Below are 26,057 nucleotides of genomic sequence, written 5' to 3' on the forward strand. Positions count from 1 at the left end.
TGCGTAAATTAAACTCGAGCTCAATCTTTTTCCGGACGACTTGAACGTCGTATTTCGAAAAACTACGACGGGCGAGGTACTGTTGAGTCAACTTTTCAATGAACCGATTGAGGCCGCCGTTCAGCTTCCAGTCCTCAATGTCTTTGACGTGTTTTCGCAAGGGGACATCCGCAATATGGTGGAGGAAATCGATTAAAACTTGAATTTTTATATCGTGCAACCGTTCGCAAAATCAACATCATTTGGTCAAGTCTAGCGATATTTTGTTGGCTCGAACCGTCCCGGCCAATCTAGGTCATTGTCGATGGCCTATTTGACACCTTGACCGCTAACGCCGCTTAATGGCCTCGGCCCAGCGCGGGTTCTGGCGAACCCGGCTAAAAAGGCTTGTCATCTATTTCTGTATCCGAACGGCCAACGCAAGCTATGCTGGCGGCTCGCGATCTGGAGAGAGGATCATGCCGCGCCCAGGCAATCGAAGCAAGAACGGATTTGCTTCCTTTGTTCTGGGAGCACGTACGTGCTCATCTTCAACGAGACGTTTACCGGCTCGTCAGGAGAGCGCCGCTTGCCGAGCGCGGTTCCTCCGGGGTTTAGCCCCGTCTTGATTCTTCTTGATGCAATGCCCTCCTGGAAAGCCGTTCGCGCAGCGTCGTGAACTGTCCGCAGTCCTTGCGGGTGAAATCAAATTCTTCATGCAGCGCCAGTGGCGCACCGCAACCAACCGTCCTCTCTTGTGCCGCCTGTGTGCCAAAGCGCGCGGGCCAGTCAAGGCCGTTCGCTTCCTCCACTGCGTTCCGTGCAGCTCCACGCCCTTCGGGTGACTTCGTCAGCCTGTGACCGTCCCGCTTGTTCGCTTTGGCTCTGGGGCGGGCATCGAGGCCGCGATCGGCGCGGGCTCAGTGCCAAGGAGCCGCATGATGACATCCGCTTACACTTCCAAAGTCCAGCAACTCAACGACGCTTTTCGCAAGACCCTCACCGGGGGGCGGACTTGCTTCACCGCCGGAGTATCGGCACTTGGAGAACCTTTCACCACCAAGACTCTTGCTCTTGTGCGAAGCTTCGACGTGTTCACGACGGAGAACGATCCCTACGGCGAGCACGACTTCGGATCAATCACTATCGATGAGACCAAGCTCTTCTGGAAGATCGACTACTACGACCTTTCGCTTCAGTACGGCTCGAACGATCCGTCCGATCCCGCTCAAACCTCGCGTGTCCTGACGATCATGCTCGCCGAGGAATATTGACGGCGAAAAGAGAGCGGTCGGGTCGAGCGACCCGACCGCCGATATTGCGAAAGAAATGAGAGACTAGCCTTTGAGATATCTCGCATAGCGATCCATACCGGGACGGATTGGGATCGTACCTGTCATCGCTCTTACGCTTCGCCGCTTTCGGCGAGATTGCGACCCCGACCATCCTACCGTCGGATCGGCCGTCATTCCTCTCAAGGGCACAACTTGCGGCTCAATCATTGCGAGATAGCCGATTTAACCTCTATTCATGCGATTGTCGCTTTGAAGGCGCTATATATTGCTTTTCAAGGCCTCAAAGGCTTTTCCATGAAGATTCTTTATATCGCGGCCAACCCCGATAGTCAGGAGATGTTGGACCTCAGCCCAGAGATTACCGAAATTCAGCGACGCGTATTGGGCGCCACCTCCGTTGAATTCGTTGCCATGCCAAGTCTGAAGTTTGAGGATTTGGCGAGCACATTGCACCAACAAAAGCCCGATATACTTCACATCGCCGCCCACGGATCTGACAAAGCCCTGTTCCTTGCGAACCATAAGAATGAAGAGATCCGGCTCGACGCCGAAATGTTGCTGACGTTCTTGAGCGATGTGTCACCGCCTCGTCTGGTTTACCTGAACGCCTGCAACTCAAGGGAAATCGCCGATAAGCTGAAACAGGGGGTGCCAATTTCTATTGGAAGCACGACCCCAATCAACGTGAAATCCGCGCGCGCCACCGCCGTTTCATTCTACGAGCGCATACTTGATGGTGCATCAGTGGCACGAGCTTTTGCGGTGTGCAAACAGGTGATGAGAGGGTACAGCGACGGCACTGCTGAGATGGACATTTGCCACCTTGCCAGCGTCGACCCTTCAACGGCAATCCTGCACCATGAGCCTCGCTTTGTTGCGGAGTTCACGAAAAAGAATCCGACGCGGGACAGGGAAGACAACTATGAAATCCGCTTCGGGATTCTCAGATATCCATCGGGCACTCGACAGATAGTCTTTTTTACCGACGATCCCGACAGCATCAATCCCAAACAAACGCTTCAGCAGGCGCTCTGCACGGTCGTGAGAGACATGCCGCAGCAACAGGGCCTGGTGTTTGCCGAGGAGGCTTGGGATATAGAGGGCGACTTCCGAGTGTACGCTGTGGGCGTCTATGGTGACGACCGCACGTTCACGTTATCGACGATGCTCGGCGACGCGCTTGAGGCGCGTTATAGGAGTTTGCATCCGCCTGGAATTCCGCAAGCTATTGCTACCGCTATCGCAGATCTTCGCGAGACGAAGTAGCTGACGAGACCTCATTCAAGAACCGACCATACTCACAATCGGGGCAATCTAAGGAGAGCAATATGACCTCAGTTCTCGTCATCACTCATGGCACTACGCCTGCCGGGAGGCCAAAATCTTCGGGCGAAACCGTGATGGGAAAGCGGGATGACAGCCTGATGGGCGATTCAATTCGGGACATCCCGGTGGACAAGCTTCGATCGAGCCTCCAGGAAGTGATTGCGGCATTGGAGGGATCGCTCAAGATGCCTGATACTATCGGCTCGTTCGACGTCGATTCACTCGACATCGAACTCGAGTTGTCGGCCGAGGGGCAAATTGGTCTTTTAGGAAATGGGGCCAAGGTCGGCGGAAAAGGAAGTCTGACGCTGCGGCTCAAGCGTCCACCCAAAGGAGGGGTGACCAAGCCCACCACTAGCTAGTCCAAGATACCAGGAATTGGGATCCCCCACCCGAGAAGCGTCCGGGCTGACACGGGCCGACGCAAATTCAGAACGACTGCATGCGCGAACAAGGCACAGGAAAATAAGTGGCAAAGTGCATTTTCTGCGACAATGAACTGACCGAGGCTACCAAACCTGAGCACATTCTGCTCAACGCGCTTGGAGGCCGCAAAACAACAAGGCGCGTCGATTGCTCCGCGTGCAATGGCACGTTCGGAAGCACAATCGACAAGGAGGTCGGCAATCAGGTCGCCGTCCTGCGCAACATGCTCCAGTTGGACTCGGGAACAGGTAACGAGCCACCCATGCTGCGCAAAATTCAGTCAGGCGGCGATGTCATTAATCTGATGAACGACGGTACACCGGAACTGGTTGCGAAGCCGTTCTCGGTTCGCAAGCTGCAGGACGGACGTTTCGAGCTCCAAGTCACGACCAAATCGGTCGAGGAAATCGCGCCGTACATCCCGCACATTGCAGCACAGCTTCGCTGTTCGGAAGAACAGGTATTGCAGATCCTGAAATCAACCACCGGCTCTTATGTCGAACGTCGGCCCGATACCGTACATCACTCCCTTGGGTTCGGCGGGCCGTTGGCGGTTCGGTCTGCCGCCAAATCGGCGCTTGTGCTTTGGGCAACCTTGACCGGAAACGACGAGATCAAAACGCCGCACTACGAAGCCGTGCGACGATTCATTGTGAATGGAGACGAGACCTTTAACCTGACCCGCGCACATCTCGATTCGCGCTATTTGCCACAAAGCGAAGAGCTGACTCGAAGATTCGGCAAATTCTTCAATCTGATTTATGTGCGCAGCGACGAGTCAGGTCGTGTCGTCGCGCACTTTACGCTCTACAATATTATGAGCTGGCACGTCGTGCTGGCCGAGGCCGGCGGCACGCCGGACGCGCGCATCGGGCTGGTTTCCAACCCGCTTGAGCCAGGGCAATGGTGCGACACCATTGCCGACGAAATCGACATCGATTTCGCGTGGCTCGATAGCCCCGACTATACGGATGAATTTAGACGAGCTCGCGAACGCCTTGAAGGCACCATGCGGCATCATGTCGAAACGCAGGGAGAACGCGAGGTCAATCGGATTGTTGCCGACGTCTTCGAGAGACATGGCATCGTCGATGAACATGAACCCATCACGGACCCTCTGCTTCGGCAGAACATTGCCGCCGAAATCGCCCACCGACTTGCGCTGCATGCGCTCGGCTTGCCCTATGTCGAAAGCGTAACGGGCGACGAGATCGTCTCGCGCCTGCAAGCGGCGCGCAAGAAACCCGGATAGAACATCCCGCAATGGGGCTCCAAATCTCTACAGAGAGCCCTTGCCAGGAGCGGGTTTTGCGCTGCGGTGGCCGATTCTCCTTCGTCACGGGGCTTTTCCGGTCGGCCCACCCGCCAAGGCTTCCTCTCGCCACGCCTGAGCTCCGCCAAGGCGCGCGGCTCGTTAGCTACGAACTCGGCCGCTAGATTGTGGGCTGAGCTATATCGGGCATTCGGCCTAGCCAATCATCGGAGATTCGTGGTCGGATCCGAATCTGCTTAGGTCGAGAATATACGCCGGAGGATAGAGCGCTCATGGACAACTGCCGCCACTTGCCCGGAAGCCTCGCCGACAGCGCGGATTTGACCGCTCCGGCTTCTGATACCGGGTTGTACGGGAAGGTCTATCGGGATGAAGACGAGTTGCCGGCGCCTTATCGGCCGAACATCCAGAGGTGGCATGTGAGCTGCTGGCAGTATGATGATCGGGGATTGGCGCAGCTCTACCGGCACTACATGAGCGGGATCGTCTTCCAGGCGACGGAGACGAGGACCGAGTTCGGGTTACGGGTCCCGAAGGCGCTGCAACTGGTTCGCACCGCAAGCGAGCGAGAAGGGCTCGAAGCGATTTGCGCCCTCAACGAGGAGCTGTGGACATTTCTGAAGCAGAGATTTCCGTATGGCTACGACCAGTCACTGATTGACGAGATGGGTGCGGGAGCGATCATAGCAACGCGTACCATTTTCTCTGAACGTCTTCGAGCCCGCGACCCGATCGACCTTGGGGAACTCGTCTACGACGCACATTGCAACCCGATGGTCCGCCCGATTGCGGAGTCTCTCCCGCCGTGGGTTTGACCGACGCAGCGATAGCTTCGGTCTTTGGCGAAGACCGAAGCCACGCTGTGCGAGATTTTGCCCGATTTGCGACCGGTTTTAGGTGTCCCACGTAATCCAGTGGGACTGGTCATTGAATGTCGCGGAGAAGTTGGCGCCGAGACATCCCTCCAGCGCGCCCACGAAGGCCGCTTCCGCTGCCGGGAGCGCGGCGCCGCCCGTCGCGTAAGCAGCGACGACGCCGGCAATGAGACCAACGACCGCAGCGCTTTGCAGACAATGACCAACATCCGCTCCGGTCGGGCCATATATGACGAGATGCAATTCGTGATGCAGCTTCTTCATCTCTACGTGTGGAATCGGGACCGGGATCAATCCGCCGCTGCGCCCCCAATGAATGGTACCCGTCGGCTAAATACTGTCGTCAAACGTCGCAATAACATGATCGTAAAGAAGCGTCGTCATTTGTCCCTCCAATATGGCTCTGGTTCAGCACGTCACTGTTCAACGCTGCATCGCAACGGAAACGGAGTATCCGAGCCCCCAGCAGCAGAGCAGTGAAGCTCTCTCACCGGTGCGCGGCGGCGCTTTTGCAAAAATTGGCACCGCAAGCTCGTTGATCCCGGGCCTCCCAGAAGCGGGTCGGTCGAGGGAACGCAGTTCAGCGTAAGGGGGAACGGGCAATCCTTGCATGCCTGCTTCGATCGAAGCGGAATTGGCACATCAGGATCGGCCCAAGCCGAAGGCGCCAGCATCAACGTGCCCAGAAGGGCTAACGCAATTCTGAAATTCATCTCGAACTCCTGCGAGGGCCGCAAGTATGCGTGGATCTGCGGTGGCTATGGGAAACCACCAAGCGGCACCCAGGAGCCGCGTGCCTGGATCCTGCTCAGTTCCCGCCGCGTAGATTCAGACCACTTCCCTGACAGGCGTCGATATCGAGCCCGGCCCGTTCTCGATCGTGGAGTCGGTGTAGGGATGTTGTGGGGGCGCTTCCTCGTAGCGGAAAGTCCGTTTGATCATGGCAGTGCTGTGCACGGATCCGGCCGGCAACTGAACGTCAAACCTCAAAAGCTTGATCAACGGGTTGAACCCTTGAGGCACGGCGGAAATCAGCGTGACCGTCCAATCAATCTCGACGATCACATCGACCGTCGCGACGAACTTCGGACCGGCGTCGATGCCGGGTTGCCGGTTGATCCATGCCGCAAATGTGCCAGGAACGACCTCAACCGAAGGAATGATCGGCCTTGCATGTTCGGCAACGTACGCCTGGCAGTTGGCGTAGGTATCTGGCCCAAACACCTTGTAATAGATCGCGAGGACGACATCGTCGGATTTGGCGATCAGGTAGTGGTTGGTGCCGATCTGCTGATAAACCACGAACTCGGCGACAGTGGGATCAGCGACCAAGAGGCTTGGAGCCGTTGCCGGCTTCTCCACGATATCGATCGTATGGACGCCATTCTTGTCCACAATGCTTACCGCCTGGGCGGAGGACGGATAGTTTGGGAACGCCCGCTCGACGTCGAACGGAAGAACAACCGGGCTTGTGATCCCGTCCGTTTCAAACATCAGGCCCAGCCGAGGCGGGTAAATCAGGAATGGCAGTTCTTCGAGAGTAACGATTGTCTGCGCCGTCGGCTTCAAGCCCGTCGCCCTGACATGCAAAATGCCGTTCTGACGATAGGCGCTATAAATGCCCTCTCCAAATACCTTCGACATCGCTTCCCCCGTGAAATCCTGGCAAAAAGATAACTCTATCTAACGGTGTTAGATAGCGCCGCATCAACCGCGCCATAGTAGCCGCCCCGGCACGACGGTTTAACGACAGTTTTGTCTGTCTCAGTTCTTTGTCGTTTGGTGCATTAGCGCGATTAGCGTTGGCGCTTCGTCCGGGCGTCCGAAGAAGCAGCGATGAGGAAGGGGCGATTGCCGGTCTTCCACTGACGAAGCCTTCAAATCGTAGTCAGAAAGCTCCTCTAATCATTTGGCAATCCAAGAGCATCGGGTGAGCAAGCCGGTTCCAGTAGGAAGAATTCAAGCGAGGGATCAAATCATGTCTATTTCGGAGGCGGCGTGGTTTGTGTCGCGTTCGATATCTGCCTCACTACGGCTGCTCGCGCATGTGCAGTTCGACTGCCAGATAACGCAGAAGCGCCTAGGGGGTCTCTTTGGGCAAAAGAGCTTTGATCGCCAAAGGGCGCGCAAATCGGAAAGAAATGATGCATAACGTTATTGTAGTGTTACTGTGTCGAATTATGTTAACGTCGAGATGACAATTACTTAAAGACGTACTTAGAGTTGTGGCTAGCGATCCAGGTGGCTCGGTTCGAGATCGCGATCCTTCCTCTTCTTGTCTTGATCCGGGAAGGGGCGCGTCCGGCGTCGCCGGCCAAGCTCTACTCGCTACGCTCACCGAGTCTTCGTCTCGGCCTTTCGGTCACGATCCTTCGCGCAAGAGCTAAGGCGCTCCTCGCCGGGGGCACTCGGGAAAGGGGCTCGCATTCGGCGACCGCTATCACTGCCCCTATCCCGGATGCCCTTTTAACCGGTCTCGTCGCTGCACTCGGTCCCGCGTGCCCCTTCGGGTCGCTAACGGGAGCGCTCAATGAGCGCCCCCTCACGGCGCAGGAAGGTGAATCCGGTCCGGTCCCTGACCGGCGCACCACCTTCACCATCGTGGTCGAGGCCCAGAAAATGGTCGTCGAGTACAAGCCGAACTGGATGGCCGACATGGGCCAGCTCATCTTCCGAAGCCCGCACAAGCCGCCTCGCCGGATACCGGTTAGCGAAACCGGCTATCGGAACTACTTCGCTGCGATGGAGGACGTGAAAGCGTCTCCAACGCCGAAGGAGTTTGCACGCGAAGTCGCTCTTGAGCTCATGCGCTCCAGACGACGGACCAAAGAGGACGATAGCAACCAGCTACCGCTCTTCTAGACACGTCGAACGTGAAGCCGCGCATGCGATGCATGCGCGGCTTCCTCGCGCTCCAAGGCGCTTAAACGTCTTCGATGATCAGCGGCGGCGCTTCCAGCGCGGGAGTGCGCAGCCTGTAGTCCCAATAGGCCGCCGTTTCGAACAATTGGCGCAGGCGCATGGTCGAGGCTCCGACGTTCCAGACCATCATTGCCGCGACATAACCGATCTCGACGACTTCGTCGGAAGAAACTCCGGGACGCCATGGCAGACCCGAGGCAGGCCGGATCTCTTGCAGGGCGGTCGCGACCGTGCAGCCTGGAGAAAACAGGTCGTACCATGCGGTTTCCACCGCGAGGTAGGTAAGGCCGCTATCGCAGTGACGAAAGATCGGTACGCCGTTCTTCGTCTCGTCATAGTGCCAACGCGTTCTGTGCCAACGCCGAAGGTGCGTCCAATAATAGGGGTACGGATGAGGCGCAGCGTCATCCCAACGGCGAACCGGTCCCCACAAGCGAACGGGCTGAGCCGCATCCACCAAGCCAAACGGAATGGCCGCTACGGCGGCAAGCCCACCAAGAAGAGTACGGCGATTGATCGTCATCGGGGCTGCTCTGCTATCGATTCCGCACTATGGCAGGTGCGGGTTCGATTGTGAATCCTTCGACGATAATTTTTCGCGAGGCCGAACCCTTGTCGGGCTGCCCACCCGTCAAGGTGAGAAGTCGCGTCGCGCGAGAACCCAGCGGATATTGCGCAGGGTCATAAGCGCATTCTGTTGTTCGACCGAGCCTTCCGGATAGCCCGGCAAGGCGTTCGTGACCTGCGCCGCGAGAGCGCGCAGTTCGATCCGTGTCAGTCGCATCAGTTCGTTGATTGTCAGCACTTGCATTGTTTCCTCCGTCGTTTTTCGACCGCGCCAATCGCGGCCTTCTGACGAAGGCCGTTGCGACGAAGAAGGCGGGTGCATCGCCCGCGACCGAAACGAAGTGGAGGAGTGCTTCCTCGTCCGCCGAAGCCTTGGCGTAGGCGGAAGCACTTGCAGCCATGCAGCCGACGAACGGTGCAAGATGGCCTAAGAAGGACGGGGTTGGTGTGGTGGAGATGGAGGAAGCAGGTGCTGATATTGAGCACGGCTGCCCGTGACCGTGGATGTGCGGCTCCAACTGCCATGCTACAATTTGAACACGTTTAACCTTGGGTCTCTGGAGTTTCACGTGACTGAGACGAATTGAAACGAACGGGACGAGTTGCGAATGCTGTATTCAGAACCGAGCGCCAACGCGACCGATAGGTTGATCGACGTCCTTGAGACGACCATCGCAAAACTGGTGCCGCACGCGCAACCAGAGCATCGGTTTCGATTTGTTAGCGCCGCCCAGTCGTTGCCTTATTCGGCAGCCTACGCTCTGTGGATCAAGGGTGGCGAGGTTGGTCCGCAGCCTGTGGCCTCCGTCGCGGAAATGCGGGCTTCCGTTTATAATCAGGCGGAGTCCGCTTCGGAGCTACGGGCCTTCACGAAAGTCGCCGCCGTTGCTGGCGTTGAATTGGCTGAAGCTACGCTCGCTGGTCTTAGGGCCGGTCACATCATCCTCACTTACACAGCCTTGCGCGGCTTGATCGAGCGCATCGCGCATGCGGTCGCAACCGCCGCGCTGCTGAAAAGAATTGGCGATGCTCCACTGGATGGTCCACTGACGCCCATCCTGGAGCTGAGCGAGACTATTCACAAAGCACTTTATGCGACGCAGCGTGAATGGGCCAAGCTGGTCAAATCCGATTTTCGGACAACGTCCGTCAAGGACGTGCAATACGTCAAGAAGCCGAACATCGCCAACGCTCTTCCGGACAACATCCTCAAGTCCGTTGACAGGCTTGAAAAGACCGTCGCCGGCACGCGACTCGTCTATGAAGTCCTTTGCGAGTATTTGCACCCGAATGTCGGCGATCTCTGGGGAGCAACGCTGGAGGCCGAGTCCTCGATCGACGCTCACGGAACGCGTCACTTGACCCGATGTATCGGACTGGGACCAAAGACCTATAAGGGGCTTGCGGATCAGCAAATCATTCGGGAAAAACTGTTTGACGTTTGCTGCGATATCATCGTCAGGATGCCGATAACTTTGGATGAAATCGCTTCCCTGGCAGATCGAGCAACGCGCCTGACGCGCCGGTTCGCGCACGGTGTCGTGAAGAATTATCGGAAGCAGTTTTTGAGCAGTGATCCGTGCCCCTGTCTTTCGGGCAAGACGGTCGCGGCTTGTACAGGTTTGCGCGACCGCTGAACCTCAGGCGAGGTGTTGTATCTTTTTCGTTTTTGCGTCCAACTATTTGTGCGCGTCCGGCTTTGCCGGAGCTGGCTCTATGCGCACGCTCACCGAGCCCCGCAGATCCCGGAAGAGTTGGGATGGCGGGTCTTGGCCATTCGGTGACGATCCCATCGCGCAAGAATAATGTGCTCGTCGCCGGGGGCACTCGGGAAAGGGGCTCGCCTTCGGCGACCGCTATCACTGCCCCTGTCCCGGGTGCCCTTTTAACCGGTCTCGTCGCTACACTCGGTCCCGCGTGCCGGCTTTGCCGTCGCTATGCTCACGCGTGCCGGGTGCCATTTCTGCTGGGCGATGCGCCTCGGGCGCACGCCGTTTAGGAGTGCTGTTGCTCAGTTCGATGTGGGCCAGCCGTACCTTAACAGCAGCTTGTACCCAATCTCGGTCATCCATCTGGCCCGGGCGAGGTGACTTTTATAGGCTTGCCGGGCGCGGGCTGGCTCACGCGCGGGATCGATGTGCAACACGATTTGCGTCACCTCGCGCCAGTCGGCGCCTTCGGCATCCGCATCCAGCATGCGCAAATAGGTGATGCCATGCGCATGGTCGTAAGGGGTCAGCGCAGACGGATCTGACGGCGCTCTGTCGGCCACATCGGGATCAAGCGGGATCTTTCGCATTCGTCGTCCAGGGTTGGTTGATCGTCATCCGGCATTTTGCCGGGCTGAGGCCGTGACGCATAGTCCCGTTTTATGCACCACGTGGTGCTCCCAGAGCATCACCCTGTTGGTGAGCCGAATTAGCGAGAGCGCGCGCTGACAATCAACGGTGAGCTCGGCTTGAGCAGCCGCTGGCATTTGGCGGGTTTAGCAAGCAACCATGGTCTCAATCGACCGAACTGGTCGTTCGGCGAGACAAGATGCGTCGGCCGGCGCTCGGAGCCTTCGTTCCGACCGGCCGCGTTCCGACTGGCCGCTCGCGCGCAGATTTGCGTCGTACTCTCTGCGTTTTCGGAGGTTTTTCTGCGACGGATCGCATCTCGACGATGACTCGCGGTAAATTGCTGACTGCTTCGCAGCCGGAATACTGAGTTTCGAGCGGATTCAGGCAAAGCAAGCCGCGCGGGGGCCACAACTCTTTGTGTGCGATGACTCGCATCTGCTAACCATCGGTCGACTTAGAACTGTCGTAATCGTCTATTTGCGGCGGGTTATCCAGCTTGTTCACATCGAGTTAAATTCGCACCCGTTTGATATCGCCGGCAGACAATTTGGGTCTCGGAGATGTGCGATGGGTGCCGCCAGGAAGCAGGCCGACAATACGAATGCGAGGATGTTCGAAGACGTGCCGGTCCTGCAGCGTAAATGGCAGGCCGCGCTGAAGCCCGGCGAAAAGCTGCCCCGTTATGAAGACGTTCTGTTGGGCAGCCTCGGGCGGCTCGCCGATCACATGGTGCTGCTCAGGAGGGACAGCAACGCATTTACCGTTTCGCGCACCGGGCGTTATGCGCAGAAGTGGCTGGGCGATGAACGCTGGGACATTCCCATGGAAGCGCTCCCTCCGGATTGCGCAACCGTCCTGAGCGAGACAGCTTCGAACGCGATCGTCAACAAGCGACCCTATCTCGGCGCCGCGCATTGCGTGCGGGATGGCATGGTACGGACCTATGATGTGCTGGCGTTGCCGACGCTCTCGCGCTGGGGGGACGCTCTGGTTGGCACCTACGTCAATGAACGCGAGGGGCAATACAACCTCCTCGATGCAATTGTTTCCAAGACCGATGATGGCGTCGTTGCGCTGTCGGCCATTCGCGATCCGACCGGCAAGCCGTCCGATTTTCAAGTCGTGCACCACAATCCGGCCGCGGCGAGACTGCTCGGCTTGGCGGGAGAAAACCTGCAGTGGAAGCGTCTGAGTCGTTCAGACAATCTCCTCTGTTCGGCGGCGGTGACGGCGCGGCTGTGCGCAGCGCTTGCGAGTGGCCAGGGCAGCCAGTTCGAGATCGAGAACGATGATTGCAGCCTGCGGTTGGGGGTGTCCGCCTTCGGCGATATCCTTTCGCTGGTCATTTCCGACGTTACATCTTTGAGACGGCGGGAGACCTCGTTCCGGCTGCTGTTCGACAGCAATCCGATGCCGATGTGGGTGTTCGACTTGGAGACGATGGACTTTCTCAACGTCAACGACGCAGCTGTCCGCCATTACGGCTATACTCGAGAGAAGTTCTTGCGGATGAAAATTCAAGAGATCTGGCCCAAGGACGAGTGGATCAGCTACGCGCAAGCGCTGCAGGGAGTTGGTGATAGTTTCCACCCCGAACGGCATTGGCTCAATCTGAGAGCGGACGGCAGCGAGATTTGTGTCCTGACGTTCGGACGACGCCTCGCCCTCGACGGGCGCGAAGGATATTTGGTTGCGGTGCTCGATGTCACCGAGCGGCGCATGGCTGAGGCTCGCATCGCCCATATGGCGCACCATGATGGATTGACCAACCTTGCCAACCGCGTTCTTTACCAGGAGCGGCTACGCGAAGAACTTGAAGGCGGCAATTCACCAGGCAAGCGCGTCGCGGTGTTGTGCATCGACCTCGATCTGTTCAAGAACGTCAACGACTCCTTCGGGCATCCCGTAGGTGATCGCCTCCTCAAGCAGGTGGCGGACCGGCTGCGCCAGCAGGTGCGCGGAAATGATGTGGCAGCGCGGCTGGGCGGCGACGAGTTTGCCGTCATCCTCACCAACGACCCCTCTCCGAAAGAGGCAGGCGACTTCGCGTCCCGGCTCATTCGGATCTTGAGCGCGCCTTACGAAATCGACGGCCACGAATTGGTGATCGCTGCCTCGATCGGGATCGCGCTCGCGCCGGGCGATGGCGCGAGCAGCGAGGAGCTGATGCGCAACGCCGATATGGCGCTTTATCGTGCCAAACAGGACGGGCGCGGTACGCACCGCTTTTTCGAGCCCGAGATGGATCGGCAGGCGCAGCGGAGGCGCGAGATGGAGCTCGACCTGCGCCGCGCCTTTGCAAATCGCGAGTTCGAACTGCACTATCAGCCCCTCGTCGATGTCGCAACCAACACGATATCGGGTTTCGAGGCGTTGCTACGCTGGCGCCATCCCAAGAAAGGTATGGTCTCGCCGGCGGAGTTCATTCCCGTGGCGGAAGACATTGGATTGATTGTGTCACTTGGCGAGTGGGTGCTGAGGGAAGCCTGCAACGAAGCAGCGAAGTGGCCGACGCAGATCAAAGTCGCCGTCAACCTGTCGCCGGTTCAATTTCGCAGCCGCAACCTGGTTCAGCTGGTGATTGCGGCACTGGCTCACTCGGGTTTGACGCCCACGCGGCTGGAGCTCGAGATCACCGAGTCGGTCTTCCTGGCTGAAACCGAGCTCAATCTCGCGATCCTGCACCAACTGCGCGGGCTGGGGATTTTGATCTCAATGGACGATTTTGGGACCGGCTATTCCAGCCTCAGCTACTTGCGTAGCTTTCCCTTCGACAAGATCAAGATTGATCGTTCATTTGTGAGCGATCTCGCGAAACGCTCCGATTGCTGCGCCATTGTCCGTGCGATCTCAACTCTCGGCCGCAGCCTCAACATAACAACAACCGCCGAAGGCGTCGAGACCGTCGAACAGCTCGACTGGTTGCGTGCCGAGGGCTGCGACGAGGCGCAGGGCTTCTTGTTCAGCGCCGCGAAACCGGCCACCGAGGTGGAGCAGCTATTGCTTCGTTTCGGTACGAGAGCGGTGCAGGCAGCATAAAGGGTTTGAGCACAAAGAACGCTGGCAAGAACGGGTTCGCATAGACGGATCGACCGACGTCCTCAAGGTCGCCGCTTCTTGCCGCGCAGTCTGAATTCACGGCGCGCTCCGGATCAACTGTAAGCGCTAAGCGGGAACCCTCGCTTCGGGATCGGGACAGCTGTGCGAAGAAGCCTCCGGCTTGGACGGAGGTTTGGGATGGGATTGGACAGCAAAAAAGACGTCCATTTGGACGGCTCATCGGCAGGGTCGGTGAGCCGGCTGGAGGTTCTTGAAGGACCGTCGGGGCGCCGTGTGCGTTCGGAGGCTGAGAGAGCCCGGATCGTGGCCGAGAGTTTGCTCCCCGGTGCCCAGGTGTCCGAGGTGGCGCGCAAGCACGGAGCGACGCGCTGGCAGATTTACGATTGGCGGCGACGCTTTCGACTGCGAGGCATGTTGGCGCCGTGCGAGGCATCGCAGTCGACATTCGCACCGCTGGTCGTGGAAAGCGGGTTGGAGGAGCGTCACGTTCCGGCGATCAAGCTTGAGATCGCGATCGGCGATGTCGTGCTGCGGACCGACACAGCCATAGTTGGCGAGCAGCTGTCCCGAGTGATCCGCGCAGTGCGAGCGTCACGATGATCGCGGCCGGTGCCGATCTGAAGATTTACATCGCGACGCGGCCGATCGACTTCCGCTGTGGCCACGATGGGCTTGCGGCGAAGGTGCAGGAGATGCTTCGTCTCGACCCGTTCAGCGGCGCAGCCTTCGTGTTCCGATCGAAACGAGCGGACCGGATCAAGATTTTGGTCTGGGATCGAACGGGCCTGGTGTTGGTGCACAAGCGTCTCGAAGGTTGCAAGTTCGTTTGGCCAACGATCGCAGACGGCGTGATGCGCATATCGCCGGCGATGTTCGCAGCCCTGTTCGAGGGGCTGGATTGGAGGTTAGTCCGCCCGGAAGAAGCGCGGCGTCCCCAGGCGGCTGGATAACTGCGGCAGAATGACTCGGAAGCTATTTTGAACGTGGCACGCGCGGCGGCGATGTGCTCGAAATAGCGCATGAGCATCGCGGCGCTGCGCGACGAAAATGAACAACTGAAAGCGCTTTTGGCGCAAACGCAGGCGGCCTTGAGCGAGCATCAGGGGGCGCTGGCGGCGTCGGAGGAGGCTCGGCGCCGGCTGGAGGTCATTCTCGGCGAATTACGACGCGACAAGTTCGGCTCGAAGTCCGAGAAGCTACGACCAGATCAGTACCATTTGCCGCTCGAAGACGTGGAGATCGCGCAAGGCATTCTGGACGCGGCGCAGGAGAGAGCCGAGAAGGTCATCCAGGGCCGATCGCGGAGCGATCCGGATCAAGGTTCTCATCGCAATCGCGGCTGCTTGCCTGCTCATTTGCCGCGGGTGGAACGGATCATCGAGCCTGCGAGCACGCTCTGTCCGTGCGGTTGCGGCGCCATGACGAAGATCGGCGAGGACGTCAGCAAGCGCCTCGACGTGATCCCGGCGCAATGGCGCGTGCTGGTCACACGCCGCCCGAAATACATCTGTCGCCGCTGCTCGGGCCCTGTCGCGCAGGCGCACGCACCGGAACACGTCGTGCCCGGCGGGCTGCCGACCGAAGCGGCTATCGCGCATGTGGTCGTCTCCAAGTTTGGCGACCACATGCCGTTTTACCGTCAGGCCGAGATCTATGCGCGCCAGGGCATCCGGCTTGATCGGGCGACACTGGGCAACTGGTCCGGTCGCGCCTGCTTCCATCTTCAGCCCATCGCGGACCACATGCGCCGTCGCCTGGCCATGGCGGATCGTCTGTTCATGGACGAGACCACGGCGCCAGTACTCGATCCGGGGCGAGGCCAAACGAAGAAAGGCTACTTCTGGGCGATCGTCTCCGACGACCGTGGCCACAGCGGTCCAAGTCCGCCGATCGTGCTGTTCCGATATGCCCCCAGTCGCAGTGGTGCCTTCGCTGAGGAGTTCCTGCACGGCTTCAACGGACGCTTTCTGCAATGCGATGCCTATGGCGGTTATGACCGGCTAACTGAAGTCGCCCGACCACAAGGGCCGTGGACGCTCGTGCACTGCTGGAGCCATTTGCGCCGGCGCTTCGTCAAATTGGTGCGCAACAGCAAGTCTCCGATCGCCGAGGCCGCCGTTCGGCACATCGCGCAGCTTTACGCCATCGAAGCCATAGTGCGCGGCTCATCGCCGGACATCCGGTTGGCCGCGCGCAAGGAGCACTCGCTGCCCATGGTAGCCGCGTTAAAGTCGTGGTTCGAGAAACAACTGTCGATGATCTCCAGCGGTTCGACGCTCGCCGAGGACATCCGCTATGCGCTCAATCATTGGCAGGGGCTGACCCGCTTCCTCGAAGACGGACGTCTCGAGCTCGACACCAACCCGGTCGAGAACGCCATCCGCCCAGTTTGCTTGACCAGGAAAAATGCTCTCTTCGCCGGTCACGAAATCGGGGCAGAAAACTGGGCTTTGCTTGCATCCATCGTGGCCACCTGCAAGCTCAACGACGTCAATCCGGCCGGCTACATCGCAGAAACACTCGAGGCGATCATCGACGGCCATCCCCGTAGCAGGATCGACGACCTCATGCCGTGGCGATTCCGCAAGGCGTCAAGCCAGCCTCAATAGGGTGACGGCTAAGCGCTTACGATCAACTTGGCTTCTCTGAAATCCGAAATACCAATGGCTGCGTCCCCCTGATACGCGCGGACGACGGGCTTGGTGAAATCCGTCGAAAAACCGACGCACCAACGACGAATTAAAGCGTCGATGCGCAACACGTCGCCACAATCAACTTGGACGTCCCGCTACTATGCTGGCTCAAGCGAGCCTCGTTTCACGGGAAGATCTCCGTCGCTTTTCGACCGTGCCAATCGCGGCCTTCTGGCGGAGGCGCGTTGCGACGAAGAGGAGCCAATTTCATTACGAATATGCCGAGCAGTTCGCACGCACTTGGAATTGAACGATTCAGATATCGCGGAAGACCGCGATATCCACCCACTTGGTTCCTTCGAGCGATTCAGACGAGTAATTCGCGCAGCTGTTTTTGGAGGACGCATCGTCGAGAAACGCTTCGCAAGGGACGTTTCAATACTTAGGCAGCCATCGTACAGGCTGAGCGAAGTCAATTAGATCAGATGAAAGTCGTTCTGATGCGTTTGCAATTGTGCAACTGAAAGCCCGGTTAGGGTAAGGGTGTCGCCATGACCGTCGTCGATAACGACGTTCGCTCCATGCTGCGACATATCGCCAAAGATCGTTGCCATACTTGCAAACTTCGAGTGATCGAACTCGATCGTATCCCTTTTTGCATTGAAGTTCGTAATGGTGCTTTGGCCGAAATTACCGACGAACACGAACGTGTCGTAGCCGGTGCCGGCGTGGATCAGCGAGCTGATCGCCTTTACCGTGTCGGTACCGTTCCCAAGCGTTACGCTGCTGCCTGCTCCCGCTGCAACTAGATCGTTTCCGTTGCCAACTGTTACACTGCTGTGTGGGCCGACGCTGATCGTGTCGTTACCATTACCGACAACCACCGTGCTTTTCGACACGGCGACGATGGTGTCGTTGCCATTGCCGGCGTGGATCAGCGAGCTGATCGCCTTTACCGTGTCGGTACCGTTCCCAAGCGTTACACTGCTGCCTGCTCCCGCTGCAACTAGATCGTTTCCGTTGCCAACTGTTACACTGCTGTGTGGGCCGACGCTGATCGTGTCGTTACCATTACCGACAACCACCGTGCTTTTCGACCCGGCGACGACGGTGTCGTTGCCATTGCCGAGTGTAATGATGCTGCTGGAGCCTGCGGTGATCTGATCGCTGCCATTTCCAGCAGAGATCGCGTCGTTGTTTCCCGCCTGCACCGTGTCGCTGCCTTGACCCAATTTGATGGCATCGTGCGATCCGGCTGCGACGAAGTCATTTCCGTTCCCCGCCCTGATGGTTTGATTCTGTAGTTGGCTTCCATCCAGAAACGCGGCGGCGTTTCCATAGTTGAGCGGCTGCCCTGGCGTTCCCGTAACTGTTGCGCCTGAGAAAGAGCTGCTTGGACCGGATTCCAGTCTGCTGACATAGGCGACATTTGCATCGAGCACATCCCGCTCGAATGCATTGTTCGGGTTGTCATTGAAAGTGTGCTCAGTAACGATAATCGGTCCCGTCACGCCTGGTTGGTGGTTTGGGTCGGTGTTATCGATGGCCAGCCAATGGCCGTGGCTGTCCTTTGAAATGACAATAAAGGAATGACCCGCCATATCGTGCGGAAGGTTTGCGCCGCCAGGAATGCGTACGAGATCTCCTGGTTGGACAACGGATTGCCAGTCTGACGTTTCGACGGTGATCCACTCTCCGTATTGCGATGGAACATTCGGGGGAACGACGTAGCCTTTTGGGGAGCCTAGCGCGGGGTCTGGGACGTGTAGCGAATTCAAATCGAATCCGATCCGCGAGGCCTTCACGCCGAATGGCTGAGCCACTGCCTCGGAAACAGCCCAAACTAATCCGGTACAGTTGTCAGAATTCCACAGACTGCCTCGATACTGCAGCGCAGCCCCGACCACGTCGGCAGCAGTGGGATGCCCAGGTACATGGTCAGTGAAGGCAATAAATGGATCAAAAACCAGATTAACCGTCACATCTTGCGAGACTGAGCCACCCTGGTGGTCATCGATCTGGATCCTAGATGTAAGCGCGACGGTATCGCCCGGCTGCAGAAATCCTAGCGATTGATTGAGCGCACTGAACGTCCAGTCGATCTTGCCGCTATTGGTGTTCCCGGCCTCGGCTGAAATTGTGAAGGCATGATCGAGCGTCAAGGTTTGGCTGGGAGTTAGGCTCTCCAAATTTCCATTGTTGTCTTTGACGACAAGCGTTTGGGTTGTGATTGAGCCTGTGGGCCGATCCGACGTATCTGGGTCCTGGAAGATGATTACGCCGGTCGCTTGATCAACTCCATTCGCGTTCGTCAAAGCGCCGGGCCCATTCTTGATTGCGTGGGATATCGTAGCGGCGACGGTCGAATCCGCGAGGTCAACCACTGGCGGATGGTTCACGCTGGATGACGTAATGATCAATGCCGGCTGGTAGTCTGGATTCGAGTTGCGTGAGCTCGCAAATATGTCGAAATTGTCCCAACTGCTGGTGGGTTGCAGTTCGATCCCGTAGTTAGGAAGTGAACCGCTCTGCCATTGGTTATATAAGCTCGTGATGTTTATGTAATAGTAAGCTCCGACGGCCGGGGCGGGTAAGACGCTTGTGCTTACAAGGGCCGCGCTCGGCTGGTCTGCCCACCAGAGCCGATCATGATCTGAGCCAGTCCCTTGTGTTTGCCAGTTCCAAGCTTGTGTAATCTCATACAGGTTAAGAGGTGTGGGTGTTCCGGCGTTAGCGTTGAGATCATACAAGCGAAGCTCGACGTCACTAGCGACTGTCGGTAATCCAGAGAGGTCGAATTTCAACAGCGAATAATATAAGTCGCCCCAGCCGCCCACTTTCAGCAGATCGTCGGCCAGTCCCCCGCCTGGTCCGCCTCCTCCAGGTGCATAGGAGTAAACGCTAGTCGTCCAAATATCCTGGTCAGGCGGCACGGCAATCAGTTGCGTGGACATGAAATGCTTCCCCAATAATAAATAATAAAAAAAGAAGACCGTAACCAAGCGTTAAAGATAGCAACAAGTCAGATCTTGATGCGTGCAACTTGCCTGGAGTTGACGACTAAATTCCTCGTCCAAGCGCCCTTCTCCGACGGATTGCAGCTGACCAGCCGAAAGAGTGGGACCTGGCACCACTCGCCTAAGGGGCATAAGCATAGGCGTGCACGAACTGACCCACATAGAGCCGAATGTAAGCGCAATCATGCACGCTCACATCTGGAGTGCAGACCATCGCGGACGCGGGATCGGTATCGTTCTTACCTTCGGGCGATGGAACGCTTCTTTGAGGCGCATGGATTGCAACGCATTATCTTCGACACACCGAGCAAGCATTTGGCATCAAACAGCCTCAAGTACGCCTGGGGTATTTCGCCTTGTAGCACGGGAACGTTTGGTATCCCCACGATGTCTGAGCCGCTCGAAACGATACGCTACCAGGTTGAGCGCTCGGACTTGGCTCAAATTGTCGATCGTGTCGAGCGAAATTGGAAATACAGAGCGACGAGCCCAGGTGCGGCGTGAGCTCGTGCATGTGTCTGAGTCCTTTGGGCTGGGGGACCTAGGTTCTATTCTGCCGCTTCACTGGCGTCACGAAGTCTCGCAGATACTGGAAGAGTAGGGATGGCGGGTCTTGGCCGTTCGGTGACGCCCCTTCCCGCTCCGGCATCATGATCTCAGGAAAGCTCATGATCCGCCCCGCCAGGAGCGCCTCCAGCGGGGCTTAGCCGCGCCGAAACGGCCCCGCTTCACCAGAAGCGGGGCCGTTCTCGCCTTTCAAGGCGAGAGATCGCGCCGCGCCAGGACGAAACGGATGTTGCGCAGGGTCGTGAGCGCGGTTTCCCGTTCGGACGAGCCTTCGGACAATATTGCCAGCTCGGTCGTGATCCGCGCCGCGAGAGCGCAGAGTTCTGTCCGCGTCAAGCGCATCAGTTGGGTGATTGTCAGTACTTGCATTGTTTCCTCCATCGTTTTCTGACCGCGCCAATCGCGGCCTTCTGACGGAGGCCGTTGCGACGAAGGTGGCGGGTGCATCGCCCGCGACCGAAACGAAGTGGAGCAGTGCTTCAGCACTTGCAGCCATGCAACCGACGCACGGTGCGAGATGGCCTGAAGAAGGATGGGGTTGGTGTGGTGGAGATCTCCGGGCGGTCGGTCCCGCCCTTCGGGCGGCGCTATGCTCTCCTGCAGTCTGCCTTCTTTGACACGATCTCGGGGCTGGCGATTTGTCATCGCTCGGCTCGGGCTGATAGCCGACTTGTTCGAGCGATGAACATGCGGCTCAAGTGCTAGCGGATAATCGCGACCAAGCCTTATGGAGCAAAAACCGATAGAAACTGAAAGTGCGTTTACATCGATGCGCAGCCTTAAAATTTATTTCACGTAAGCGTGATACGATCATTACTTGATGACGTTTTCAGAATGAACCAGGGGGCGGAGAAATGCGGGTGCTCTTTCGTACTTTTTTCGTTGTGTCTTGCACAAGCGCGCTGTCGGCGTGCGGAGGACTGCCGTATAGTAGCGATCCGGTCGCGCTACCCAGTCTGATCGACGCCGTCAAATGCGAGCTGCATCATTTCTACGATAAATATGAGCCAAATGTCCCAGCTCACAAGGGGTTCGCCATTAACCCGAAGGCGGGCGGCACGCTCGACATCAAGACTCAGCTCACGCGCACGGCAAACGGTTCGCTGTCAGCCACCGCTCCTTTGCCGTTTCTTGCAACGCTGGGGTTTAGCGCAGGTTACAACGGAAGCGTGACGAGCGACATCAAGCTTCTCATCGATCAGTATACGGAGAGAGGAGCCGCAGTAACGCTATGTACTCAAGACGGAGCCTATCCCGATACGCCGGGCCACGTCGTCATGGTCTACGTTGATACGCTCCGACTGCACCAATGGCTCGCCGAGTTTGCACGGTCGGAGGTCAGGGTCATAAAGGGTACACCCCGAATACAGCTTCAGACACTCACTCTGACGACAGCGTTTACCTATACCGAGAACGGCAATGCAGGCATCATTGCCCTCGCTCGCCACTGGGGTGGACCTGCTATTTCAGGAAGTCTCTCCAGCGCGCAGACGCTCACGCTCACCATCAATGGTACAGCAGCAAAATCTTCAAGCGGTGCAACCGACCAAGGAGATCAAGCTAGTATCGATACAAAGAAGCTTCTCGCCAAGGTCGATGCCCAGAGCGTCGAAATCAAGAAACTTTCCGATCGCGTCGACCGCGCGCTGGCGCCGCCACCTGCCGAGCGGAAGCGAAGTGAAGCAGAGCTATCGTTCAATACTGGTGAGAGCTCGCTGTCAGGCACATCAGTTCGTTGACTGTCAGCACTAGCATTGTTTCCTCCGTCGTTTTTCGACCGCGCCAATCGCGGCCTTCTGACGGAGGCCGTTGCGGCGAAGGAGGCGGGTGCATCGCCCGCGACCGAAACGAAGTGGAGAGGTGGAGGAGTGCTTCCCTGTCCGCCGAAGCCTTGGCGTAGGCGGAAGCACTTGCAGCCATGCAGCCGACGCACGGTGCGAGATGGCCTAAAGAGGATGCGGTTGGTGTCGGTTGAAGCGACGGAGGAACGGCGGGTTTATTCGATCGCCGGGATGTGCGCCGCCTAGCGTGCCCAAATTTGTGCGGTTCTGGACAGAGCGCTGCGAACTCGTGTGGACTGCTGCCCGAATGGGCCTTGCCCGCTATCGCAGGAAAACGCCAGGAGAAACGCCGCCCACATCATAATGTTCAAGGTGCGTCCGGCCGCGCCGGTTGGGTGCTGCTCCACCCGCTCTCGCGGGTATCACCGAGCCGCGTACTTTCCGAAGACGGGATGCCGGTCTCGGCTATTCGATAACGCTCCGACGCACAAGGTATTTCCGGCGGCCCCAACTGACCACTCCGGAAACGCACATTTTGAGTGTCAAATATCGTTGGGGATGCATTCCCAAATCCATGCAAATCGCCTAAGTTGCAAATATCGAGAGTTTCTCCTGGCTCATTTTCCAATTCGTTCTTAAAGCATGCCCGATTCGACGGGTTGGACGCTGGTCAAGATCGCGGGCCTTCTTGGTGAGGTCTTTGAAATTCCGACCCGCTTGCCGGTGCATCCGGCGCCCGCTCAACGAAGTGCACCCTTGTTGCAACCGGCGTACTTCTGCTCGCAATCAGACTTGCACTGACCAATTTTAGGACCAGATAGCTGTCCTAACGAAGCGAATTTGTCACAAATAGCTTTACAGTTGCACCGTCCGTTCGAGACTTTTCCGGAGCCCGGCGGTTCGTATTCCTTTGGACCATAATCTATTGCAGAGTTTGATCGGTTGCTACGCGGCGCAGTCGCCTTAGGCTCCCCCGACGGTCTTACGCTGACAACCGGCTTTTCTCTTCTCTTGAGGTGGATGCTTTCGCAAGCGTTGTCATCACCTACCTCGAAACCGACCTTGCAGGTAATCTTGATGCAGGCATCACCATCAGGCTTGTAGCCATGGTCGCAGATCAGGGGACAAATCCGCGCGGGCTTATTGCTCACTGCCTTAAGCGCGTCTAGGCTGGCGACCGTTACGTCGAAGGTGGTTTTCGCATTCTTATTGAACAGGCCAAGAGACTTTTGCGCCGCTGCGTTCCAGTCGCCGTCAACCGCGCCTGTGTTGCAGCCAACCCGGTGCAGCTCGATCTGGAGCAGGCGCGGTATTTCAGTGTCGGCAGGCTTATCTGATTTCTGAATCGTTTGAAGCCGCTTTATGACGTCGGGACAACTGGAATGCTCCGCCAAGCTAGCAAGCGCTTCGCGATCCTTGGGTTCGCGTTGTAACAACTCATCAAGCCGAAAATTCTCGGCTCGACAGGCTTCTGCTTCGTAATCCAATTTATCTAATTTCTGAACCTTGATACGTGCTTGATCCTCGCACAGACAATAATTCAAGCCACTACTGCACTGGGCAAGGTACTTTACCAGCTCATCGCGATTGCTGCCGAGCGAGTCGCACATTGCTTGCTCGCGAGCGTTGGCCGCAAGATCATGCACCATATACCTGGTGCCGAAACGTACCAACACCGCATCAAGATCGCCGGTGGGGACCGGTGTCTGCAACCGGTTTCGTTCAGGATAGAGATAGTCGAGTCGAAGCTTGACTCGCTGTTTGACGAAAGCACTCAGCTCGCCAAAGGTTATGATTTTGTCGTGGTTCCCACCATATTTGGTGGCATCGGCGGGGCCGTATAGACCTTCGATCACGGCGTCAGAAAACACTCCGAGCCGCCGATCTTTATCCCAATAGGCAATCTCGCTAAAATCTGCTGCCGCCAACTCTAAAAATCTTCCGTCCTTGGCTATTTGCTCTCTTCTGTCTTTGGCGGCTTGCCCCAGGGCGTCTAGATCAACTCTGAAAGTTGCACTTGCGCCTTTGACTAGGTCGCTGCCATCACCGCTTTTTCCCGAGAAGCAGGCTTCGAGGAAAAGCACAATGCGGCCTTCGGCTGACTGCTCGCGCTGCGCCTTGACGAGCGCATCCTCCATATCCGCAATGGGTAGCCCCTGCGAGCCAGCATCTTCTGCTGGTATATCGATGGGCAAAAGAAACGGTTGGGGGCGCGTGTCGCCGGGCGCAATTGCAGATATGCCATGTCCGCTATACAATACCCAAAGCGTGGTATCGGGTTGCTTAAATAGTCGTTTGAGTTGCTTACTTCCCGCACCACCGCGGCCGAATAAAAGCTGGAGTTTCCCTGCGGTCATGTCGGAAAGCCACGTGATATTCGCCTCCGGAATACCAAGCACTTCGCGCGCCATGCGCTTAAACTCAGCACCGTCGCGGTCGGCAAACTTCACCTCATCGGCGCCATTTGCGTAATTTTTGTTAGTTATGATTAGAAGAGCATCATTTGACCCTGCCACAGCTTGGCAAGTGAACCAGCCAAGCGCGAATGCGGCGGCCAACATAAGATAAGATATCCGGATCATATGACTCCGCCAGGCTATGTGCTTGTTGCGTCATTTATTGGTGATCGACAGTTCGGGCACTATCGCTGCTTTTGCAGCCGCGACCTCGAATCCCGCTTGCCGGAAATCTTCCACCAGTTGCCGGCTTTCGGCAGCCGACATTAGCTTTTTGCGCTCAACATAGGAGGCTAGCTCAAGCCATCGCTGTTCGAGAGCATTTGGAGCGCGATTGTTCGCGCTCAAGCATGATAACTGTGCGAAGCCAGGATCTTCGGTGGGCAATAGATTTGGAGCATCCAAGCCAAACTCTGATGACGGTAGAGTGTAGATCCCGGGTTGGAATCGCTTGGTGGCAATCCGCCGTCGCTGAGTTGCGGCGTCTGAAGCTGGGGAATTGGCTGGGAAAAGCAGGCTCGCTGTTCCGTCCGACATATCTTCCAAAAGGCAGTAAATCCAAACCGGGCGCAGCACGGTGATGCGGAAAGAAAGCGCATCTTCCTTATGACCGAGAAACTCTCGTTTTGTCGGCTCTATAACAAGAGCATCGTGAGTAACGCTTGGTTCAGGCGGTCGTTTTTCCGCGTCTGGAGGAATGCTGAGCCGATAAAAAAACGTGGAGACTAAGACACCTATGATTATAGCTCCGATCCACTGATAAGAATTTACTATAAAGGCCCATGCTTGAAAATCCTCTTCCTTGCTTTTTGCTTTGATCGTTTTGTGAAAAATTTCGATAGGTCGTTTGAATCTAGCGAATATGCTTGACGGCGTTTTCGAGACGGTCTCATTGGAAGTTTTTGCGCTTTGATCTTGGCTATCGCTCATCTGGTCAGCCTCACGGCTCCAGAGACTGCGACATTCTAGAGCCCGCGTCGTAATACGAAAATAGGGCCAGCCTATCGGGGATCAAAATTGCATTGATGGCTGTTTTGTTTACCTTCGGGCGTGTCTGGAGTGTGCATAAAAATCTCCCGCCCGTCTACGTATAGATTGTAGGCACAACGTAGAATTATGCCAGCACCGGCCAGAGACAATCCGAACCCAAGGAATATTGGACCATCCAAATGAGGAATCCGATATGCAGCTTCATACGACACTGTCACCACAGTTGTAGCAAGTGCAGATGCCGAGATCCCCATGCCGAACGTCGCGACGGGCGAAAGTTTAAATTGATTAGACATGAAGAGAGTATATCATGAAATTATGGATGTAATACTATTCTTATTCCTTTAGATTCAAATAGATAGAACAAGTGGCGCGTCTCGCGGCAAGCAAGCCTCACCTTGTTCAAACACCGCCGGGTGTTGAACCTGGTTCGCTTCGGCGATCTTTTTGCCGCGAGTAATGGGCACAACTTCACCCTTCAAGAAGGCCCACGCTTCCGCGTCGAGCCCCTGCAAATCCCGGTCGATATCGCTGAACTTCTGCTTCAG

At 57.2% G+C, this 26,057-nt stretch carries 22 protein-coding genes; 13 read left to right on the plus strand and 9 right to left on the minus strand.

The window, feature by feature from the left end; translation table 11 throughout:
- Positions 1-593: 593 nt before the first annotated feature.
- Complete coding sequence (locus tag ACP2YP_RS04355) at positions 594-791, minus strand: hypothetical protein (RefSeq protein WP_426422523.1); 198 nt, start codon at positions 789-791, stop codon at positions 594-596.
- Positions 792-920: 129 nt separating this feature from the next.
- Here ACP2YP_RS04355 and ACP2YP_RS04360 point away from each other — a divergent pair, with 129 nt between their 5' ends.
- The 6 genes from ACP2YP_RS04360 (at position 921) to ACP2YP_RS04385 (ending at position 5,654) form a co-directional block, all read left to right on the plus strand.
- Positions 921-1,253 carry a DUF3768 domain-containing protein gene (locus ACP2YP_RS04360; protein WP_426422524.1) on the plus strand — a complete coding sequence of 111 codons (333 nt, stop codon included), beginning with the start codon at positions 921-923 and terminating at the stop codon, positions 1,251-1,253.
- 213 nt (positions 1,254-1,466) lie between these two features.
- On the plus strand, positions 1,467-2,540 hold the full coding sequence (locus ACP2YP_RS04365; protein ID WP_426422525.1) for a CHAT domain-containing protein: 1,074 nt from the start codon (positions 1,467-1,469) through the stop codon (positions 2,538-2,540).
- Between the two features lie 62 nt (positions 2,541-2,602).
- A complete protein-coding gene (locus ACP2YP_RS04370) occupies positions 2,603-2,962 on the plus strand; it encodes a Pepco domain-containing protein (protein WP_426422526.1) in 360 nt (119 codons plus the stop codon).
- Between the two features lie 107 nt (positions 2,963-3,069).
- On the plus strand, positions 3,070-4,278 hold the full coding sequence (locus ACP2YP_RS04375) for an HNH endonuclease (protein ID WP_426422528.1): 1,209 nt from the start codon (positions 3,070-3,072) through the stop codon (positions 4,276-4,278).
- Positions 4,279-4,571: 293 nt separating this feature from the next.
- Positions 4,572-5,114, plus strand: coding sequence for a hypothetical protein (locus ACP2YP_RS04380; protein WP_426422529.1), 543 nt, complete (start codon positions 4,572-4,574; stop codon positions 5,112-5,114).
- A 24-nt stretch (positions 5,115-5,138) separates the two neighbouring features.
- Positions 5,139-5,654, plus strand: a complete 516-nt coding sequence (locus ACP2YP_RS04385; protein ID WP_426422531.1) for a hypothetical protein — start codon at positions 5,139-5,141, stop codon at positions 5,652-5,654.
- 348 nt (positions 5,655-6,002) lie between these two features.
- Here the strand turns inward: ACP2YP_RS04385 and ACP2YP_RS04390 are convergent, their stop codons facing one another.
- On the minus strand, positions 6,003-6,818 hold the full coding sequence (locus ACP2YP_RS04390; RefSeq protein ID WP_426422532.1) for a hypothetical protein: 816 nt from the start codon (positions 6,816-6,818) through the stop codon (positions 6,003-6,005).
- Positions 6,819-7,415: 597 nt separating this feature from the next.
- Here ACP2YP_RS04390 and ACP2YP_RS04395 point away from each other — a divergent pair.
- The gene (locus tag ACP2YP_RS04395) at positions 7,416-8,036 is read left to right on the plus strand and encodes a hypothetical protein (RefSeq protein WP_426422533.1); all 621 of its coding nucleotides are present in this window, start codon (positions 7,416-7,418) and stop codon (positions 8,034-8,036) included.
- Positions 8,037-8,097: 61 nt separating this feature from the next.
- Here the strand turns inward: ACP2YP_RS04395 and ACP2YP_RS04400 are convergent, their stop codons facing one another.
- Both ACP2YP_RS04400 and ACP2YP_RS04405 read right to left on the minus strand, forming a co-directional pair.
- On the minus strand, positions 8,098-8,619 hold the full coding sequence (locus ACP2YP_RS04400) for a hypothetical protein (protein ID WP_426422535.1): 522 nt from the start codon (positions 8,617-8,619) through the stop codon (positions 8,098-8,100).
- A 108-nt stretch (positions 8,620-8,727) separates the two neighbouring features.
- The gene (locus ACP2YP_RS04405) at positions 8,728-8,907 is read right to left on the minus strand and encodes a hypothetical protein (protein ID WP_426422537.1); all 180 of its coding nucleotides are present in this window, start codon (positions 8,905-8,907) and stop codon (positions 8,728-8,730) included.
- A gap of 364 nt (positions 8,908-9,271) precedes the next feature.
- Between ACP2YP_RS04405 and ACP2YP_RS04410 the strand changes: the two genes are divergently transcribed.
- Entirely contained in the window at positions 9,272-10,300 is a 1,029-nt protein-coding gene (locus ACP2YP_RS04410) for a hypothetical protein (protein ID WP_426422538.1), read from the plus strand.
- Positions 10,301-10,674: 374 nt separating this feature from the next.
- On the opposite strand, the gene ACP2YP_RS04415 is transcribed toward ACP2YP_RS04410, so the two are convergent.
- Positions 10,675-10,962, minus strand: coding sequence for a DNA -binding domain-containing protein (locus ACP2YP_RS04415; protein ID WP_426422539.1), 288 nt, complete (start codon positions 10,960-10,962; stop codon positions 10,675-10,677).
- A gap of 610 nt (positions 10,963-11,572) precedes the next feature.
- On the opposite strand from ACP2YP_RS04415, the gene ACP2YP_RS04420 reads away from it, so the two are divergent.
- From ACP2YP_RS04420 to tnpC, 4 genes are all read left to right on the plus strand, one after another.
- A complete protein-coding gene (locus ACP2YP_RS04420; RefSeq protein ID WP_426422540.1) occupies positions 11,573-14,044 on the plus strand; it encodes a putative bifunctional diguanylate cyclase/phosphodiesterase in 2,472 nt (823 codons plus the stop codon).
- A 198-nt stretch (positions 14,045-14,242) separates the two neighbouring features.
- Positions 14,243-14,665 carry a transposase gene (locus tag ACP2YP_RS04425; protein ID WP_426419162.1) on the plus strand — a complete coding sequence of 141 codons (423 nt, stop codon included), beginning with the start codon at positions 14,243-14,245 and terminating at the stop codon, positions 14,663-14,665.
- On the plus strand, positions 14,662-15,015 hold the full coding sequence (tnpB, locus tag ACP2YP_RS04430; protein WP_061876445.1) for an IS66 family insertion sequence element accessory protein TnpB: 354 nt from the start codon (positions 14,662-14,664) through the stop codon (positions 15,013-15,015). Before ACP2YP_RS04425 ends, tnpB begins: the two co-directional genes overlap by 4 nt.
- 69 nt (positions 15,016-15,084) lie before the next feature.
- A complete protein-coding gene (gene tnpC / locus ACP2YP_RS04435) occupies positions 15,085-16,674 on the plus strand; it encodes an IS66 family transposase (RefSeq protein ID WP_426419161.1) in 1,590 nt (529 codons plus the stop codon).
- A 500-nt stretch (positions 16,675-17,174) separates the two neighbouring features.
- On the opposite strand, the gene ACP2YP_RS04440 is transcribed toward tnpC, so the two are convergent.
- Positions 17,175-19,652, minus strand: coding sequence for a DNRLRE domain-containing protein (locus ACP2YP_RS04440; protein ID WP_426422541.1), 2,478 nt, complete (start codon positions 19,650-19,652; stop codon positions 17,175-17,177).
- Positions 19,653-20,471: 819 nt separating this feature from the next.
- The gene (locus tag ACP2YP_RS04445; RefSeq protein ID WP_426422542.1) at positions 20,472-20,651 is read right to left on the minus strand and encodes a hypothetical protein; all 180 of its coding nucleotides are present in this window, start codon (positions 20,649-20,651) and stop codon (positions 20,472-20,474) included.
- 485 nt (positions 20,652-21,136) lie between these two features.
- Here ACP2YP_RS04445 and ACP2YP_RS04450 point away from each other — a divergent pair, with 485 nt between their 5' ends.
- Positions 21,137-22,021 (plus strand): hypothetical protein, encoded by an 885-nt coding sequence (locus tag ACP2YP_RS04450; RefSeq protein ID WP_426422543.1) that lies wholly within the window; start codon positions 21,137-21,139, stop codon positions 22,019-22,021.
- A 782-nt stretch (positions 22,022-22,803) separates the two neighbouring features.
- Here ACP2YP_RS04450 and ACP2YP_RS04455 read toward each other — a convergent pair.
- Complete coding sequence (locus tag ACP2YP_RS04455; RefSeq protein WP_426422544.1) at positions 22,804-24,624, minus strand: caspase family protein; 1,821 nt, start codon at positions 24,622-24,624, stop codon at positions 22,804-22,806.
- Positions 24,625-24,675: 51 nt separating this feature from the next.
- On the minus strand, positions 24,676-25,449 hold the full coding sequence (locus ACP2YP_RS04460) for a hypothetical protein (protein WP_426422545.1): 774 nt from the start codon (positions 25,447-25,449) through the stop codon (positions 24,676-24,678).
- Between the last annotated feature and the right edge of the window lie 608 nt (positions 25,450-26,057).

Origin of the sequence: Bradyrhizobium genosp. A (genome assembly GCF_049949275.1) — a bacterium.
Classification (GTDB): domain Bacteria; phylum Pseudomonadota; class Alphaproteobacteria; order Rhizobiales; family Xanthobacteraceae; genus Bradyrhizobium.